This is a genomic window from Pseudomonas sp. FDAARGOS_380 (genome assembly GCF_002591235.1).
Classification (GTDB): domain Bacteria; phylum Pseudomonadota; class Gammaproteobacteria; order Pseudomonadales; family Pseudomonadaceae; genus Aquipseudomonas; species Aquipseudomonas salmasensis.
The window spans coordinates 5779293-5797731 of the sequence record NZ_CP023969.1; the positions used below are offsets into that span (position 1 = coordinate 5779293).

An 18439-nucleotide genomic window follows, 5' to 3' on the forward strand; every position below is an offset into this window, starting at 1 on the left:
CCAACGTTGCGATCCTTTGCGCATCAACGCCTCCCCCTACATTATCAATAAATTCAACTTTTGCTATTGAACCAAGGCGATCACTCATCTTCGAACACAGCAACTTTTCATGAACTTATATAAATAACGAACTGGCAAGTCCGAGGCATCATTTTTTTTGCAACACCCTCAAATACCAGATACACCCCTCAGATAACAAAACCTGACACTGTATGAATTTTCCCAGGCCCAACATAAACATTAAACAGTAATTTTTCTTACATCCAAGTACCACGAAACGAATCGACTTCGTCCGACATGACTTTTTCTGAAACATGGGCTTTTAATAGCGCCACCTTCAAAAAAGGATTTTTCCCATGTCGAAATCCCAAAGTTCTGTCGCGCCTAAAGAACGCATCAATATCAAGTACGTGCCGGCCACAGGCGACCAACAAGCCGAAGTCGAGCTACCGCTGAAGTTACTGGTCACGGGCGACTTCAAAGGCCACGGCGAACTAAGTGCTCTTGAAGATAGACCATCCATTCGGATAGATAAAGACACCTTCAATGAAGTCCTTACCAAAGCAGAAGTTGCCTTGGACATGGCGGTCCCGTCGGTACTGAACAACGATCACGACACCGACCTGAATGTGCAACTTCAATTCAAAACCATCAATGACTTCGGCCCTGACGCCATTGCTCGCCAAGTACCCGAGCTGAACAAGTTGCTGGAACTACGCGAAGCCTTGGTTGCGCTCAAGGGACCAATGGGCAACGTACCTGCCTTTCGTAAGCACCTGCAAAACCTGCTGACCGATGAAACCGCCCGCCAACGCCTGGCCAGCGAACTGAACCTGGTGCTTGACGCGCCAAACAACTGAGTTCTTTTACGTCCATATGGAGTAGCCCTTATGCCTAGGGAAAGTAGTGCCGCCCAAGTACTGGTCGCCGATGAACAGTCGTCGTTGCTCGATCAATTGCTGGCCAATACCACCATCCGCCCGTCCCAGGAAGGCTATGCCGTGGCCCGCCAAGGCGTGGCTGCGTTCATCAGCGAGATCCTGCAAAGCGGTGATCACGAGCAGCCGGTCAACAAGCACCGGGTTGACCAGATGATTGCCGAGATCGACCGCGCGTTGAGCAAGCAAATGGACGTGATCCTGCATCAGCCGCAGCTCCAGCAACTGGAATCGGCTTGGCGTGGCCTGAAACTGCTGGTGGACCGCACGGACTTTCGCGAAAACATCAAGCTGGAAATGCTGCACGTCACCAAGGAGGAGTTGCTGGACGACTTCGACAACGCCGGTGATATCACTCGCAGCGGCTTGTACAAGCACGTCTACACCGCCGGCTACGGCCAGTTCGGCGGTGAGCCGGTGGGGGCCATTGTCGGCAACTACACCTTTGGTCCCAGCTCGCCGGACATCAAGTTGCTCAGCTATGTAGCCTCCATCGGTGCCATGTCCCATGCGCCGTTTGTGTCGGCGGCCGGGCCGGAACTGTTCAACCTCGAAGGCTTCCAGGGCCTGCCCGACCTCAAAGAGATCAACGATATTTTCGACGGCCCCCGCCACACCAAATGGCGCGGCTTGCGCGAGTCCGAAGACGCTCGCCATTTGGCCCTGACCTTGCCACGTTTCTTGCTGCGCACGCCCTACAGCACTGAAGACAATTCGGCCCGCAGCTTCGGCTACAACGAAACCGTCGACGGCAACCACGACAACTACCTGTGGGGCAACACCGCGTTCCTGATGGCCTCGCGCATCACTGACAGCTTTGCCCGCTACCGCTGGTGCCCGAACATCATCGGCCCACAGTCCGGTGGTGCGGTGGATGACCTGCCGGTGCACCTGTACGAGTCCTTCGGCCAACTGCAGGCCAAGATCCCTACTGAAGTGTTGATTTCCGACCGCAAGGAATTCGAGCTGGCCGAAGCCGGTTTTATCCCGCTGACCATGCGCAAAGACAGCGACAACGCGGCGTTCTTCTCGGCCAACTCGGTGCAGAAACCCAAGAATTTCCCCAAGACCCGCGAAGGCCAGGAAGCCCAGACCAACTACAAGCTCGGCACCCAGTTGCCGTACCTGTTTATCGTCAATCGCCTGGCCCACTACATCAAGGTGCTGCAACGCGAGCAGATCGGTAGCTGGAAGGAACGCCAGGACCTGGAAAGCGAGCTGAACACCTGGCTCAAGCAGTACATCGCCGATCAGGAGAACCCGTCGACCGATGTACGCAGCCGTCGCCCCTTGCGCGCCGCAAAAATCGAAGTGCAGGACGTCGAGGGCAACCCGGGCTGGTACCAGGTGTCGTTGGCGATACGGCCGCACTTCAAGTACATGGGCGCCAACTTCGAGATCTCCCTGGTCGGTCGGCTGGACACCCAATAAATGCGCGGCGCCAGCCTGTTCGAACGCCTGGAACCCGATGCACCGCGCTACCGCCAAGGCTGCGCGGATGAGCAGGCGCACCAGCGTATCGAGGCGATCAAGCGTCACTTGGAGCAGGTGCTCAACTCACGCCAGGGCTGCTCACAAAGCAGCCCTGAACTGGGCCTGCGCGACTTCAACGGCGTCACCCAGGCCAGCAGTGACCTGGTACTGGCCATCAGCGCCGATATCCGGCGTTCGGTGGAAGCGTTTGAACCGCGCATCAAGGTCACGGGCGTGCGCTATCAGCCCGACCCGGACCTGCCGCTGGAGCTGAACTTTCGCCTGGATTGCCAGGTGCAGGTCAACCACAAGGAAGAACAGGTGCAGATCGAAGTGGCCATGCACGGCCGCGACGGCTACACCCGCGTGAGATGAGGATGCGATGGACTTGAAACAACGCTTTGCCGAGGAGTTGCGCTACCTGCGCGAACTCGGCCGCGAGTTCGCCGAGGACAACCCGCAACTGGCGCAGTTTCTTGGCGATCAGGCCGGCGACCCAGACGTGGAGCGGCTGCTGGAGGGCTTTGCCTTCCTCACCGCCAAGCTGGGCATGAAGATTGATGACGACCTGTCGGAGCTGACCCACCCGCTGCTGCAGATGCTCTGGCCCAATTACCTGCGGCCCCTGCCCAGTGCGACCATCATCCGTTTTACACCGCTGCCAAATGCGATCAGTCAGCGCAAAGTGATTCCCAAAGGGACGCGGCTGTTTGCCAACCCTGTGGACGGCATTTCCTGCGAGTTTCGCACCTGCACCGACGTCAACCTGTACCCCTTGGCGTTGCACGCCGTCAGCGATGCCCACAGCCGCGAAGCCTCGACACTGCGCGTCGACCTTAATGTGTTGACCCAGCAGCCGCTCGACAGCCTTGAGTGCGACCAGCTGGACTTTCATTTGGGCGGCGACAATGCCACCGCGCTGACCCTGTACCTATGGCTGGCCCATTACCTCAAAAGCATCACGCTGTACGTCAACAACACGCCTTATCGCCTCAACCCCGACGATCTGGGTTTTCCCGGTTTCACCCCCGACGAGGCACTGCTGCCCTACCCGCGCAATGTGTTCGATGGCTACCGCATCCTGCAGGAATATTTTGTGTTCCCGCAGCGCTTCCACTTTTTCAGCCTGACCCGGCTTGCCAAGGTCTGGCCGGCCGTCACCACCGGGCAGATACGCTTCGAATTTCAGTTCTCGCGGCCGATGCCGGTCAATACACACCTGCGCACCAGCGACCTGCACCTGTTCTGCGCGCCGGCAGTCAATCTATTCCGCCACGATGCCGAGCCCATCATGCTGGATGGGCGCAGCCAGGAACGCCGTATCAGCCCCACGGGCAACCGCCGGGATGCGTATGAAATTTTCAGTGTCGACCACGTGGCCGGTTGGGACGCCGCCGACAAGGAGCGTAAAGGCGATCCATTGCGGCGCTTCACCCCGTTCGAATCGTTCCAGCATGAGATCGAACATGCCCGGGGCCGCACGGCGCTGTATTTCCGCACACACATCGAGGAGTCCCACGGACGTGAAGGCTTGCGTCATCGCATCGCCTTTGTGCGCGGCGATGAAAGCCTGTATATCGGCGAAAACGAAGCAGCTTCGATCGAATTGACCTGTACCAACCGCGACCTGCCGCAGAGGCTGGGTATCGGGGATGTGTCACGGTCTACCGAGGCCACACCCTCGTTTGCCACCTATACCAATCTGATTGCGCCGACGCGCAGCTACCGGCCGGTATTGGACAGCAGCCTGCACTGGACGCTGATTTCCAACCTGTCGCTCAACTACCTGTCATTGCTGTCGCCCGAGCCGCTCAAGGCGGTGATCCGTGCCTATGACTTTGCCGCGCTGCACGATCTGCAACAGGCCCGCGCCACCCGCAAACGCCTCAACGGCATCCAGGATGCGGTGACCACGCCCATCGACTGGCTGATGAAAGGCCTGCCGGTACGCGGCGTGCAGACGCGCTTAAAACTGGACCAGGACGCTTTTCTCTGCGAGGGCGAGCTGTACCTGTTCGCCAGTGTGCTTTCGCACTTCTTCGCCCTGTACGCAAGCATCAACTCCTTCCATCGCCTGGAAGTGATCAATACCACTAACAACGAGCGCTACGAATGGCCACTGTTGACCGGCAGACAACCCGTGATCTAGCTGACCTGCTGCTGGCCGACGCGCGAAACTATTCGTTTCACCGTCTGCTGGAGCACCTGCACGCCTTGCATGGCGATGACCTGGAAGCACGGCCCCTGAGTGATGCGGTGCGCCGTCGCGTACGCCTGCAAAGCCATGCGGGGCTGGGGTTTCCGGCCTCCGACGTGGTGGAGGCCGCACGCATTGAGGACGATCGTGAAGAGGTGCGCTATCGCTTGCAGACCAGCTTCTTTGGCCTGCACGGTACGGATTCGCCACTGCCCGGTTACTACCTTGATCGCCTGGCCTACGAGCAGGCCCAGGAGCGTGGCATTCGTCCGGCGTTCATGGACTTTTTCAATCATCGTTTGCTGACGCTGCTGCACACCAGCTGGCGCAAGTACCGCTACTACGTTCGCTTCCAGGCCGAGGCCACCGATCGCTTTTCGCGGTACGTCTTCTCGATGGTCGGCCTGAATGACAACGACCTGCGCGGCGCCACCCCGCTGCCCTGGGGCCGATTGCTGAGCTTTGCTGGCTTGATCGCCAACCGCAGCCGCTCGCCGTCGGTGGTGTCCGGCATCGTCGAGCACTGTTTCGACCTGCACGGCGTGCATATCCGTGAGTTCGAGGCCCGCTCGGTGAGTTTTGCGCAACGCCAGCGCCTGGCGCTGGGCAAAGCCAACGGCACCCTGGGCAGCAACTTTGTGGTGGGTGACCGCAGCAAGACCCGCGCCAGCAAGTTTACCCTGGTGATTCCCAACCTGACCCAGGCGCGCTTTCGTCAGTTTCTGCCCAGCGGCGATCAGTTCGGGCGCTTACGCCAGTTGATGGATTTTCTGCTGCGCGATACCACCGCCTACGACCTGGAACTGGGGCTACGCGAAGAAGATGTACCGCCGTTCAACCTGCAACGCGCCAGCGGCACTCACCTGGGTTGGACCAGTTTTATCGAGCACCAGCAACAACGCCATCCCGCCGTAGTGCGGATCCGGGGGCGCGCATGAAGCTGACCCTGGTCATCAGTAATCCCGCGCAGTTGCTGCACGGTTATCTACCCAGCCACCGCTTTGGTCCGCAGGGCGGCAGCATTGGCAGTGCCGCAGCGGATTGGCATCTGGTGGATCGTCAGAACAGTGTGCGGCCTAACCACTGCGATATCCGCGTTGTCGAAGGGCGCTTTTGTGTGATCGACCGCAGTGGCTGCACCTACGTCAACGGCCACGATCTGCCGGTGGGTTGCGACAGTGCGGTAGCACTCAACGATGGCGACTTCTTGCAAGTGGGCGCCTATCGAGTGGCCGTGCAGTTTGGCGAGCATGCGCCAGGGCAACGCTCGCTCGAAGCGCTGTTCAGTGGTCGCCCGGATGGCCTGCTGGAGTGGCACCTGGAGGAGGTAACGAACCCTCCGCTGGCCGAAGTTGCACCTGTGGTTTGCCCGGAATTCGAACGCCTTTGCCAACCCGTGGATTTAAGCGAGCAAGGCGATCCGCTGCGGGCGATGCATAAAGCGCCGCCGCCCAAACCGCTGGCGGATAGTGGCGCGCCCGCACACAAGCGCAGCTTCAGCCTGTTCAGCAACCTGCGCCTATGCACCTTGTTGTTGGCCTGCCTGGCCCTCGGCGGCTGCACCATGCTCGGCAAGATCGGCCAGGTGATCTGGACGCCTTCTATCCCGGTCGGCGGCCCCGACGATCAGCCCAGCCGCTACTCCCTGAGCCTGCACGCCAGCGATAACGTCAACCCGCGCCTGATCAGCACCGGCACCGCACCGGTAGAGGACGAAAACCGCTCGCCTTACACCCTCAACGTCCAGGCCGCCAGCCCGCAGGCGCTGACGGACAAAGTGCAAACCCTGCTCAACCATCTTTACGAAGCCGTGCCAGCGCAATCGTTGCTAACCATTGAGCCCACGCCTGCGGAGCAAATGTCGCCCATCGAGGACGCACTGCTCGGCGCTTACGACGCCCAGGGCGTGAGCCTGACCACCCCATGGGGCAGCCCGGCGCTGGAGCATGTCGCTACGCCAATCGCCTTCAAGGTGCTGCAACTCACCGATGACTCGCTGCTAGTCAACGCCAGCCCCGAAGCCCTGGCCGAGGACCTGAAAAAGACCTTGGGCAGCACCTACATCCGGGCCGACGACTACCTGCTCCAGCCCGGCCAATTCAAGTTCATCGACCTGCGTGCCCTGGATGAAGACACGCGTTTTATCGCGGTGATCGCCAACTACCACAGCAGCGACGTCGGCCAGTGGAAACAGCGCCTACGCGTCGAGCCCAAAGGCCGGCAGTACGCGGTGCTGGTGCAGCTGGACGCCACCCAGGTCAGCCTCAAGGGAGAAACCCGATGACGCCCTTTTCAGCCGCTTTTGCCCCGAGTAATTACTGATGAGTTCACGCAACCCCGTCATCTGGCATGAAGGTTTGTTCGTCAAGCCCCAACACTTCCAGCAACAGGCCCGCGCCGCCGAAGCCGCCGTGCATCAGCGCCTGCACAGCCTCAACGACGCCCTCTACGGCTTCAGCGAACTGACGCTGAACACCGAGTACCTGAGCTTCGGTAAAGTCGCCATTACCCAGGCACGCGGGATCATGCCCGACGGCAGTGTCTTCGATATTCCCCACGACCTGGCGCCGCCCTCCCCGCTGGAAATCGCCGACAGCAGCGCGGTCAACCAGATCGTTTACCTGACGCTGCCACTGCGGTCCAACGGCGCCCTCGAAGTGCGCTGGCCCGACCAGTACGGCAACAGCCGCTACATTGCCCGCCGCGAGGAAATCCGCGATACCCACAGCGATGACGGCGATCAGGTCGGCATGGACCTGGCCGTACCCAACCTGCAACTGATGCTTGAACGCAGCGACCGCAGTGCCTTCACCGGCATCGCCCTGGGCAGGATCAAAGACAAGCGCCCCGACGGCAGCCTGGTGATGGATGAGCACTTCTATCCCACCAGCCTGTCCCTGCAAGCCGTGCCGGCGCTGCATCGCTACCTCGGCGAAGTGGCCGGGCTGATGCGCGAACGGGCCAAGAACCTGGCCCAGCGTATCGGCTCACCGGGGCAGTCGGGGGTGGCCGATGTCACCGACTTCAACCTGCTGCAAACCCTCAACCGCTTGTTCCCGCTGTTCCAGCACCTGGCCCGCCAACGCCAGGTTCACCCGGAGCGGCTGTACATCGCATTGGCGCAAGCCTGCGGCGAACTGGTGACCTTCACCGATGAAGGCCACCTGCCCCAGGAATACCCGGCCTACCAGCACGACAACCTGCGCGAATCCTTCCAGATCCTGGAGCACACCCTGCGTCGCGCCTTGGGCACCGTGCTGCAACCGCGCGCGGTGTCGTTGCCAATCGTCGATCAGGAGTACGGCGTGCGTAGCGCCGCATTGAACGACAAGCGCCTGTTGGACAACGCCGAGTTCATCCTCGCCGTGCGCGCCGGGCTGCCGGCGGAGACCCTGCGTCAGCAACTGCCCCGGCAGATCAAGATCAGCTCCACCGAAGGCCTGGAGCAACTGGTCAGCCTGCAACTGCCGGGCATTCCACTGCGGCCGCTGCCGGTGGCACCGCGGCACCTGCCGTTTCATGCCGGCTTCAGCTACTTCGAACTCGACCGCCATCACCCTGCCTGGCAAAGCCTGAGCAGTGGCAGCGGGTTCGGTTTCCATATTGCCGGTGAATTCCCGGAGCTGGAATTGCAGTTCTGGGCGATCAGGAGTGAGAGAGATGAATGAAGCAACGCCCACCGAAACCCCGCCACCTGCGGGCAACAATCAGCTCTTGAGTTATTTGCAACAGGCGACCGGCAGCAAAGAACCGGACCCCACTGAGGAACAGGCCAAGCCAAAGCCGCCGGTGCTGCTCGCAGACCCTGAATTCGACATCCGTGGCGTGGCCTGGAACCCGCTGTGCGATGCCGCCACGCCGCTGATCGGCCTGGTCATCCGCCTGCGCCGTCTGGACCACCACCATGACGTGCCTGCGTTGTACCAAAGCGTCAGTAACCAGATCACTGCGATCATGGAAGAAGTCCGCCAGCTCGACTACGACGCCGGCATGCTCAAGGCCTACTCCTACAGCCTGTGCCTGTTGGTGGACGAGGTGGTCATGCGCACCACCTGGGGCAGGCTCTCCACCTGGAGCGCACGCTCGTTGCTCAGCCAGTTCCACGGCGAGACCCGAGGCGGCGAAAAATTCTTCACCATCATGAACAACATGATCCCCGAAGCCGCCAGGTACCAGCATGTTCTGGAGTTCATGTACCAGTGCCTGATCTCCGGCCTCAAAGGCAAATACGGCGCGCACGCCAAGGGCGATGACGAAATACAGAAAATCATCGACCAATTGCACGGATTACTACGCCCTCTTCGCGGCGAAACACCCAAGCGCCTCACCGACCCGCTCACCAACGTCGCACCGCGCAACTACCGAATAAAACGCGCCTGGCCATTGTGGACACCATGGGCCATGGCCGCCGTCGTGCTGACGGTCGCCTACACGATCTACTCGATCCGCCTGAACACCATCACCCAGCAGGTGTTGGTGTCGCTTGAGCGGGTGCTGCACCTGTAACCGATTTTCAGCGCGCTCATGTCGAGCGCCTGCAAAGCCATGGCCGTTTCGGCCATAAACCGCGACCTCAAGGTCGCTCAATCATCGCGACAAGGAGCTTGTCATGCCAACACCCGCGTATATCAGCATCCACGGCAAAAACCAGGGGCATATCTCCAAAGGTGCTTTCACCGCAGACTCGGTGGGCAACGTTTATGTAGAAGGCCATGAGGACGAAATTCTCGCCCAGGCCATCGACCACACAATATGCACGCCTACCGACCCGCAAAGCGGCCAACCCGCTGGCCAGCGCGTGCATAAACCGCTGATTTTCACCAGTGCGCTGAACAAAGCCTCTCCAATGCTCTATCAAGCCCTGGCCACCGGCGAGACGTTGCCAACCGTCGAGGTCAAGTGGTTCCGCACTTGCGGGGAGGGCAAACAGCAGCACTTCTTCACCACCAAACTCGAAGACGCCACCGTCGTCGAGATCGAAACCGTACTGCCCCATGCACAAGACAGCAGCAACGCCAACTACACCCAACTGATCAGGACCAGCCTGGCCTACCGCAAGATCAGCTGGATTCATGTAGTCGCCGGCACTGAAGCTTCGGACGACTGGCGCAAGCCGGCAGCAGCGGGTTAAGCGCGTACCCAGTTCCGTCGCTGCGGCTCGTGCAGCGGCGGACCCTTCACTGACTTGAATCCTATTAAGGAGGCTCTATGCCTGCCGTCGTACTGGTCGGACACGACCATGATTGCCCTTTGTGTGGCCCCACCACCGTCGACAGCGGTGCCCGCAACATGACCGTCAATGGCAAAGCTGTCGCCCGTGTCGGCGACACCCTCGGATGCGGCGCCGTGATCACCAGCGGCTCACGCTCTATGACCGTCGAAGGAAAAGCCGTGGCCCGGGTTGGCGACACCACCGACCACGATGGAAAACTGGAAAACGGTGATAGCAGCTGGTTGATCGACTGACACTTACATACTGAAATGGAGGCCACATGCCCCGTCAAAGCGACCTGCGTTACACCTTCGAACCGCTGCGGGGCGATCCCTTCGAAGTGGTCTCGTTCACCCTTGAAGAGGGCTTGTCCCAGCCCTTCAAACTCGAACTGGAACTGGTCAGCCACCACCCCGCCATCGACTTCTACCGCATGCTCGACCTGGCCGCGGTGTTTACCATTTGGCGCGACGACACACCGGTACGCTACGTGCACGGCCTGGTCAGCCTGTTCCAACAGGGCGATACCGGTTTTCGGCGCACCCACTACACCGCCGTGGTCGAACCGACTCTGGCGCGTTTCAACCTGCGTTCCAACTGGCGAATTTTTCAAAGCCAGACCGTGCCCGACATCATCACCAGCATGCTGGCCGAGCATAAACTGACCGACATCCGCAGCGAAATCTGCTTCGATCACCAACCTCGCGAATACTGCGTACAGGCCGGTGAAACCGACCTCGACTTCATCGCCCGCCTCGCCGCCGAAGAAGGCCTGCTCTACACCTTCGAACACCGCGCCGACGGCCACACCCTCGTGCTCACCGACCGCGTCGGCGGCCTCGGCACCATCGGCACCCACACCGACTGCCCGGTGATCTACCAGCCCATGGGAGGTGGCGACTCCAAGGAGCCCGCGTTAAACCGCTTCCACTACACCGAACAAGTGCGTACCGCACGCCAGGTGCAGCGCGACTACACCTTCACCCACCCGCGCTACGACCAACAGCACACCGCCACCGGCGACCAGGACTTGAAAAACCAGCACAAGGACTACGAACGTTACGACTACCCAGGCCGCTACAAACGCGACATCGCTGGCAAGCCCTTCACCAAGACACGCCTAACGGCGCTACGCAACGACGCCAAGTTGGCCCATCTGGAAGGCGACGATGAACGCCTGCAACCGGGGTTGGCCTTCGACCTCAACGATCATCCCCGTGAGGACTTCAACGACCGCTGGCGCACCATCGCCATCAAGCACGAAGGCAAGCAACACACCAGCTTGCAGGAAGAGTCCTTTGGTAGCGGCCTCGGTACGTCTTATTCGTTGAAAGCCAGCGCCATCCGCTGGACCTCGGATTGGAAAGCCCCACTACGCGATAAACCCTGCATCGACGGCCCGCAGATTGCCACGGTGGTTGGGCCGCCAGGAGAGGAGATTTATTGCGATGAATGGGGTCGGGTCAAGGTGCAATTCCCGTGGGATCGCTCGGACAAAAACAACGATCACAGCTCATGCTGGATTCGTGTAGCGCAGGGTTGGGCCGGTGCGACCTGGGGCGCCATGGCCGTGCCGCGAATCGGTCAGGAACTGATTATCGGCTATTTGGATGGCGATCCTGACCAGCCCATCGCCACGGGCCGCACCTACCGCGAGACCAATCTGCCGCCGTATGAGCTGCCCAAACACAAGACGCGGATGACCATCAAGAGCCAAACCCATAAAGGCAATGGCTTCAATGAGCTGCGTTTTGAGGATGAGCTAGGGCACGAGGAGGTGTTTATCCATGCTGAAAAGGACAAGAACGTTCATGTCAAACATGACAACACAACGTTTGTAGGTAATAACCGCAAAGAAGAAGTAGGCAATGACGAGCAGATCACTATCGGGAACGACCAGTCCCACGTGATCGGCCGGGACCACACGCTCTCGTCGGGACGTGACCATGAGTCAACTGTCGGTCGGGATCGCAGTGAGCGGGTCGGCAATAACCGCTACGACACCACAACAGCCAACCACAACAGCGAAGTGGGCGGCCACTGCCAGCAAACGATCTCGGGGCAACATCGACTAACTGCCGGCCAAGGCATACACCACACCACCACGGTCTACCAACTGCAAGCCAGTGAGCGTGTGGTCTTCCAAAGCCCGGGAGGTAGCCTCACGCTCGACGCGCAAGGCATTCACCTCAATGGCATAGCGATAACCCTGCATGGCCCGGTCAACGCCACAAACCCAGGCAACGGCCAGGCCCTGAAACTGCAGCTGCAGCCCGAAACAGGTCAGGCCTGTGTGGAGAAAAACCGATGAGGCCGGCGAGCGTCCAGGCGTTCGTGGCCGAACAGCATGCGCCCGATGCCACCCTGTATTTATTACTCGACCCCTTGGCCGACTGCGCCGCAGACGATCCATTACGCATAGAGGTATTGCGCCAAACGCTCGGCGACGATGCCGTCACGCCTGTGCATCGGCCCGATCTGATCCATACGCCGTCGGCCTGCCCGGCACTGGTGGCCCTCGCGACACCCGGAACTTCGCCGTCGCAGGAACTATTGGCGCTATCTGCCTTACGCGCTCATGAGGAGATGGATCGTCACAAGCGTTACGTGTGCGGCTGGCTCAGTAGCAGCGCCCCCTCCCAGGCGCTAAGTGCCCACATCGTTTCGCTCGGGCTACTGCCCTCGAAGCAAGGCCAAGTGTTTTTCCCGATCCATGAGCCCGTTCGGCTGGAGTTGTTGGCTGGCACCTTCGACAAAAATGAGGGGCCCTGGTGGCCAATTCGACGCTGGTTCCTGCCCACAAGCAGCGGTGCCGGCAGCGTATTGGTGGGCGCGCCCGAACGTCGCACCGTACCGGGCAGCCACACGACGGCGGTACAGCAGGACGCCCCCTTGGTTGCGGCCTTGTTGAGCGGTTGGCGTCGCGCACTCCAATTGCCGCTGGCGTATGCCCCGGCTCGCTGGAGCGGCCCTACTGCGCTGCCGCCCCAAGCGGCGGCACAAGCCTATATCCATATCCAGCAAGCCCGTCAGCTTGGGCTTAGCCGCCAGGACGACATCCTGACACTCGCCTTGCATCGCCTGATGCTGCATCCGCATCTGCACCAGCACACCGGCTTTCGCGCCGTGATTGAACAAGCGGTTCAGGGGCAAGCGCCGCTCAGCCAACTGCTGGTCCCCTACAACGACATCGCCTTGCAAAGGGCAGTGTCGGACCTGACCTATGCCGGAGCACCTCAATGACCTTGGGCACACAACTGGGCATCGTTATAGCCGAAACCGCCGTTTCAAACGATCAATGCAAAGCCTGCCAACGTAAAGGGTTGCCCATCCTGCCATTGCGCCACGCATTGGTGCCGCGCTCACCGAATGAGCCAGTGCGTCCGGATACCGTGCATATCGATACGCGCCTGGGCTTGCGCACCTTGCGCGCCGGCTACCTGTATGTCTTGCTGGATCGCAAAATCTGGCAGGCTTACCAGATCAGCCCGGACGGTTATCTACGTCAATTCAACCCCTACGCACCGCCGCCCGCCAACGAGACCCCGCTGTCCGATGCGTGCGTCGCGGCCAACCACGACTGCCCGGCCTCGTTCCTCAACATCGACACTGAAAAACACACCCAAGCGTGGCTGGCGTTTGCCAATGACCCGTGGCCCGCCAGCGTGCTGGACGCCTACAAGGCCGGTCAGGCTTCAGAGCGGTTCCAGACACTCGACCTCGCCAGCGCACGCGACAACCCCGCCAGCGTTGGCCTGGCCATGACCGATGAAAACCTGCAGGTGGACAAGCAGGTTTACGAATACCAACACCACCCGACGAGCCCATTGCCCATCCCTACCGAACCCGACTGGCGTTTTTATGAGCATCCCCCGCAAGAGGCAGCGCCCAGATTCGACAGCGTGCACGGTTTCCATAGCCGCGCCCATCGCCTGGGCGCGCTGAAGGGCTTCCTGCGCAGCGCCATCCCACAGCACAAGCTCCAACAAGGCGTCCTCGCGTTTGTACTGGATGACATCATTGGTCTTGTGCAGGAGCTCAACGACACGCGCAACCGCTGGGTGCAGCAGCGCCAGGCCTGGATGAACGACCCGGACCGGGCTTATCGCTACCAGACCTCTCAGTTATTGCTCGCCATTCGCGAAGTCCATCGCGAACAGGCAGAAGGCCAGACGCCCCTACCGGCGTCTGTCGAGCCCATGACCGGCGATGGCCCACCGGTATTTTCCAGCCCTGAGCAGCAACGCGAGCGAATCGTCCAGAAGCGCACACTCGCCCACAACCAGAAACTGGAGGAACGCTACGATGAACAGAGCCGTGCCCTGTTTCACCAACTGTATGAGCAGGAATGGGCCAACTATCAGCGTTATATCGACCAAAGCGCACACGCCTACGCGGCGGCGTGCCGCTCCAGCCTGTTTGCGTGTGTCGAGCAAAATGACTATGACGGCAATGATCGCCCATCAGGACGGGCCTACAGCCAGACCATGGCGCTGTGCCTTGAAGGTGGTATCAGTGAAGCGCCCGCGACGCAAGATAACGGCCATACCGCCTCCCTTTGGAGTGAATGGCTGAACGACCCACAGAGCCCGATCTACCGCGCCCTTCTGTTGCGTGACAAAGGCTTGCTGGCCGATCTGTTGCCCAGTTTCAATGCAACAGGTGATGGCGACTGGAACGACAGCGAAAAGCTCTACTCCACCCTTACCAAGCTCATCGCCAACGACGACTTCAAGCAGCATGTCCGCCCCCGTCTACAGCATGCCATGGCGCAGCTCCTCGGCGCCCTCAATGCCGCTGCCGCCCGCTTGCAACCGTCACTCGGCCCTGGCGTGGGGCGGGCGGTTTCGCGTCTCAACAGTGCCAGCCAACTGCTCTACAACGGTATTCATCTGACCGAACTCAAGGTGAAGATGAAGCTCGGTGAATACTACGCCCTGCAATGCGAGCACCTGCGCAACCTGCAACGCAAGGCCGCTGATGCCATCGACCGCACCTGGGAAGGCCTCAAGGACGAGTTGGGCAAAACCGACGAAGAGGCCCACAAGGTGCGCAAACAGGTGCGCCCGTTGATTCAGGGCGGCCTGCTCAGCCTGGCGGTGCTGGACCCCAAAATAGCCAACCTCAGCGTGACCCTCAGCGTCTGGGTGGAAGGCCAGGTCACCGAGCTGCAGGACAGCCTGATGCGCCAGGCCAACCTCGGCGTGGATCAACTGGGCAAAGGTGCCCACGCTGCGCTAGTCGAAATCGCAGTTGGGGTTGGCACCCTGGACCCGCAGGCGCGCAAGGTGTTGCAGGGGGTCAAGGTGTCCTCGTACCTGGCGGCTGGATGGGTTCGCACCGGCTTTACCGGGCTGCGTGGCGCGGTCGGCAGTAGCGAGTTTTTGATGGCGATGGGCGGGATGTACCTGCTTAGCGACTCGCTGAACAAAAGTCTCAAGGAAGCGGAGAAAGCCATGGGCGAAAAGGCCGTTGAGGCCAGGTTGGCGGTGTATGGCAGTAGTTTGGGGGTGTTGGGTGGAGGGGTGGAAATTGTAGGTATTGCACTGGAAAAGGGGGCGGTTCAGGTGCAGAAGGCGGGCAGCTTGTCTGCCCGGGCGATGACTAACGCAACAGCGACTGCACGGATGGGCAACGTATTCGTACGGGCCGGGGGGAGTATTGGTGCTGTGGCGGGATTGTACGATGCGACGCGAGCGGGGTTTGCTGCTAATCGTACTTGGAAGGGGGGTGATACTTCCGCTGCATCAAAATATTTATTCTCTGCCATGATTTCCGGTTTGGGAGCAGGCGCTGGCGTTTGGGCCGCTGCTACGGCTGCTAGTACCCTGCTTGGTCCGCTCGGTATAGCAATATTTCTCGGTATAGCAGGGTACGGGCTATACAAATGGGCCGAAGGAGGAGAGTCAACACCTCTTGAACGTTGGGCACGCCGCTGTTTTTTCGGCGCACACAATGAAGACCCGCCCATTCACTGGAAGAAACCTGAACACGCACACATCGCCATCGCCGAGCTCAATGCCGCGACCATTGGCGTTGAGGCCGGCGTCAACTTCCGCTTGCGAATCGTCGATAGCGGCTCTCATGGCTGGGGCGGGCCCATGGGTAGTGTGGGCGCACAGGTCCATGAACAGCACCTCGAATATCGCCTGATTCTGCCGTTCTTCGATGCCAACCGGTCGGCCTATCGCTGGTCACTGACGGTTCATCGTCACGGCGATGGCTCGGCCAACGAGTACACCGGCGGCGAAGTGCTGGCCGAAGGCGAGTTGAATCCCCCCACCCTGGCAACCGCCGCCAGCGAACGCCGAGCGGCGCTGGCTGTGCCCAAACGTCCGAACAAGCCTGACTACCGGGCCGACAGCACCCTGCCCACGCAGGAAGTTCGCACCGTCTCGTTGGCCGATGCCCGTACCTCGCAGGTCAACGATATCAAAGGCGCGGTTGTACTGTTGCCCGACCGCCGCCGGCACAACATTGAAGCGGCGACCTTGTCGGTAACCTACTGGCCCGATCGCGACATTCACGATGCCTACGCCGAGCTCATCTTGATGGATAGCTTGTAAACCACAGCCTTGGATGAACTTGGCATGGGCATTTGCCTACTTTTCCCATGGCAACAATCGCTGGTGATCATCAACAGTGTGCCTGCTTACTGGTTGTCTGCTGCCCGCTTGAAGCAAAGGTAAAAAAGCTCTCAACCCCAACTGGAACTACTCCAATGCTATTCACAACACCTTTACTCGACAAACCTGCTCCTGGCTGGAAGCACGATCTGCCGGGACCAAACGAGTCGCCTTCCAATGAACCGTATCCCCCCGTACTATCGAATCCGCCCAATTATGTTGACGATGTGTATCTCGAACTAGCGCGCGCGACTATGAGAGTTCGTGGAGTTGGTGTTTGGATGGTTCCTTTCATCTTTCTATTGTCTCTAGGCTTTCCGGCTACGCTGGTTGCTTTTGCAGTTAAAGAGCATAGTGCCCCCCCTACCTCTCTCGTTTTAGTAGCATTTTTTGGACTCATCACAGCTTTGTGGCTAGGGATTTACTTCTGGCGAATGGACGTTGCCCCTCCCCGCGACGAACCCATCCGCTTCAACCGCTTCCGACGCAAAGTCTACGTCTACCGCTTTTACCGCGACGGCCTCAGGCCCTTCAGCCGCACCGCCTGGGGCGTTCGGGCCGAAGTCTATGACTGGGATAACCTGCGTGCCGAAGCCTGCAGTGTGTACGGCCCCATGGGCAGTGGCGGCCTCATCGAAACCGTCACCCTTGCCGTGGTGAAACCTGGCACCCACCAGGTAATAGATCGTTTTCATTTCGCCCACGAAATTCAACAAGGCGAAATGTACTGGGCCATGGCCCAACTGTTCATGCAACAAGGCCCGCAAGCCCTGCCCACTTTCCCCCGCCCACCTCGTGACTGGAACAACGAAGACGTGAGCTTCAATCTCGCGCGTCGCTTGGCCCCCAAAGTGCGATGGCCAGCCGAACTAGACCTGGAGTCACGCACCGCGCCCTGACTACAAGCCATCAACCGAAGCGGCCTCGATACAACAGGCTAAAGATTACAAGCGGCGTTCACCCCGAACTTGGAACAGCTCATCATGGTATTTAAAACACCTTTACTCGACAAACCTGCTCCTGGCTGGAAGCACGATTTGCCGGGGCCAAACGAATCGCCCTCCATTGAACCGTATCCTCCCGTACTATCGAATCCGCCCAATCATGTTGACGATGTATATCTTGAACTGGCACGCGCCACAGTGCGAACTCGCGGGATTGGAGTCTGGATGGCTCCTTGTATGTTTCTGTTTGCTCTCATTCCTCCCATCACTTGGATCGTTATCCTTATAGCGACTGGAGATATACCTTCGTTTGTATTTCATTTCTTCGGTCTCATCGGATTTATCACCCCCCTATGGGGAAGCGTGTTTATCTGGAGAATGGACGTTGCCCCTCCCCGCGACGAACCCATCCGCTTCAACCGCTTCCGACGCAAAGTCTACGTCTACCGCTTTTACCGCGACGGCCTCAGACCCTTCAGCCGCACCGCCTGGGGCGTTCGGGCCGAAGTCTATGACTGGGATAACCTGCGTGCCGAAGCCTGCAGCGTGTACGGCCCCATGGGCAGTGGCGGCCTCATCGAAACCGTCACCCTTGCCGTGGTGAAACCTGGCACCCACCAGGTAATTGATCGTTTTCATTTCGCCCACGAAATTCAACAAGGCGAAATGTACTGGGCCATGGCCCAACTGTTCATGCAACAAGGCCCGCAAGCCCTGCCCGCTTTTCCCCGCCCACCTCGTGACTGGAACAACGAAGCCGTGAACCTCAACCTCGCCCGCCGCTTGGCCCCCAAAGTGCAGTGGCCGGCCGAAATAGACCTTGAGTCACGTACAGCCTCTTGAGGTTCCGTCAATGCGAATCAGCCTATAACGGATGAATCAGGTGGGTTGATTGAACACTTCCGCACGCTATCAGAAACCGACCGGGTGGCGATGCGCTATTTGACCTGCGCCTTCAAGGAGGTGTCCCGTTTTTGACAGATCCGCGCCTCCCCACCGCCAATCTGACCATGGAGGCCAGTTTGGCGGGCTCTCCACTCAATCGCACC

The 18439-nt window shown here is 59.9% G+C and carries 15 protein-coding genes; all 15 read left to right on the forward strand.

Features of this window, described 5'->3' with window-relative positions:
* Window positions 1-356: 356 nt before the first annotated feature.
* The 15 genes from tssB (at window position 357) to CRN80_RS26870 (ending at window position 18233) form a co-directional block, all read left to right on the forward strand.
* The gene (tssB, locus tag CRN80_RS26800) at window positions 357-860 is read left to right on the forward strand and encodes a type VI secretion system contractile sheath small subunit (RefSeq protein ID WP_032892393.1); all 504 of its coding nucleotides are present in this window, start codon (window positions 357-359) and stop codon (window positions 858-860) included.
* 30 nt (window positions 861-890) lie between these two features.
* Window positions 891-2369, forward strand: a complete 1479-nt coding sequence (tssC, locus tag CRN80_RS26805) for a type VI secretion system contractile sheath large subunit (protein ID WP_032892394.1) — start codon at window positions 891-893, stop codon at window positions 2367-2369.
* The gene (tssE, locus tag CRN80_RS26810; RefSeq protein WP_032892396.1) at window positions 2370-2786 is read left to right on the forward strand and encodes a type VI secretion system baseplate subunit TssE; all 417 of its coding nucleotides are present in this window, start codon (window positions 2370-2372) and stop codon (window positions 2784-2786) included.
* 7 nt (window positions 2787-2793) lie between these two features.
* Window positions 2794-4560: a type VI secretion system baseplate subunit TssF gene (gene tssF, locus CRN80_RS26815; protein WP_032892397.1), complete on the forward strand. Its 1767-nt coding sequence runs from the start codon at window positions 2794-2796 to the stop codon at window positions 4558-4560.
* Window positions 4524-5546, forward strand: a complete 1023-nt coding sequence (gene tssG / locus CRN80_RS26820) for a type VI secretion system baseplate subunit TssG (protein ID WP_098952017.1) — start codon at window positions 4524-4526, stop codon at window positions 5544-5546. Before tssF ends, tssG begins: the two co-directional genes overlap by 37 nt.
* Window positions 5543-6892 carry a type VI secretion system lipoprotein TssJ gene (gene tssJ / locus CRN80_RS26825; protein WP_098952018.1) on the forward strand — a complete coding sequence of 450 codons (1350 nt, stop codon included), beginning with the start codon at window positions 5543-5545 and terminating at the stop codon, window positions 6890-6892. Before tssG ends, tssJ begins: the two co-directional genes overlap by 4 nt.
* Before the next feature lie 37 nt (window positions 6893-6929).
* Complete coding sequence (tssK, locus tag CRN80_RS26830; protein WP_098952019.1) at window positions 6930-8276, forward strand: type VI secretion system baseplate subunit TssK; 1347 nt, start codon at window positions 6930-6932, stop codon at window positions 8274-8276.
* Window positions 8269-9114 carry a type IVB secretion system protein IcmH/DotU gene (gene icmH, locus CRN80_RS26835; RefSeq protein WP_098952020.1) on the forward strand — a complete coding sequence of 282 codons (846 nt, stop codon included), beginning with the start codon at window positions 8269-8271 and terminating at the stop codon, window positions 9112-9114. Before tssK ends, icmH begins: the two co-directional genes overlap by 8 nt.
* Window positions 9115-9217: 103 nt before the next feature.
* Window positions 9218-9739 carry an Hcp family type VI secretion system effector gene (locus CRN80_RS26840; protein ID WP_032892404.1) on the forward strand — a complete coding sequence of 174 codons (522 nt, stop codon included), beginning with the start codon at window positions 9218-9220 and terminating at the stop codon, window positions 9737-9739.
* 77 nt (window positions 9740-9816) lie between these two features.
* A complete protein-coding gene (locus CRN80_RS26845) occupies window positions 9817-10074 on the forward strand; it encodes a PAAR domain-containing protein (protein WP_047710546.1) in 258 nt (85 codons plus the stop codon).
* Window positions 10075-10100: 26 nt separating this feature from the next.
* Window positions 10101-12131, forward strand: a complete 2031-nt coding sequence (locus CRN80_RS26850; protein ID WP_098952021.1) for a type VI secretion system Vgr family protein — start codon at window positions 10101-10103, stop codon at window positions 12129-12131.
* Window positions 12128-13063 carry a hypothetical protein gene (locus tag CRN80_RS26855; protein ID WP_098952023.1) on the forward strand — a complete coding sequence of 312 codons (936 nt, stop codon included), beginning with the start codon at window positions 12128-12130 and terminating at the stop codon, window positions 13061-13063. The genes CRN80_RS26850 and CRN80_RS26855 overlap by 4 nt, the downstream gene beginning before the upstream one ends.
* A complete protein-coding gene (locus CRN80_RS26860; RefSeq protein WP_098952025.1) occupies window positions 13060-16386 on the forward strand; it encodes a T6SS effector BTH_I2691 family protein in 3327 nt (1108 codons plus the stop codon). Before CRN80_RS26855 ends, CRN80_RS26860 begins: the two co-directional genes overlap by 4 nt.
* 494 nt (window positions 16387-16880) lie before the next feature.
* The gene (locus CRN80_RS26865) at window positions 16881-17345 is read left to right on the forward strand and encodes a DUF6708 domain-containing protein (RefSeq protein ID WP_098952027.1); all 465 of its coding nucleotides are present in this window, start codon (window positions 16881-16883) and stop codon (window positions 17343-17345) included.
* 423 nt (window positions 17346-17768) lie between these two features.
* Entirely contained in the window at window positions 17769-18233 is a 465-nt protein-coding gene (locus CRN80_RS26870; RefSeq protein WP_098952029.1) for a DUF6708 domain-containing protein, read from the forward strand.
* The last annotated feature ends 206 nt before the right edge of the window (window positions 18234-18439 follow it).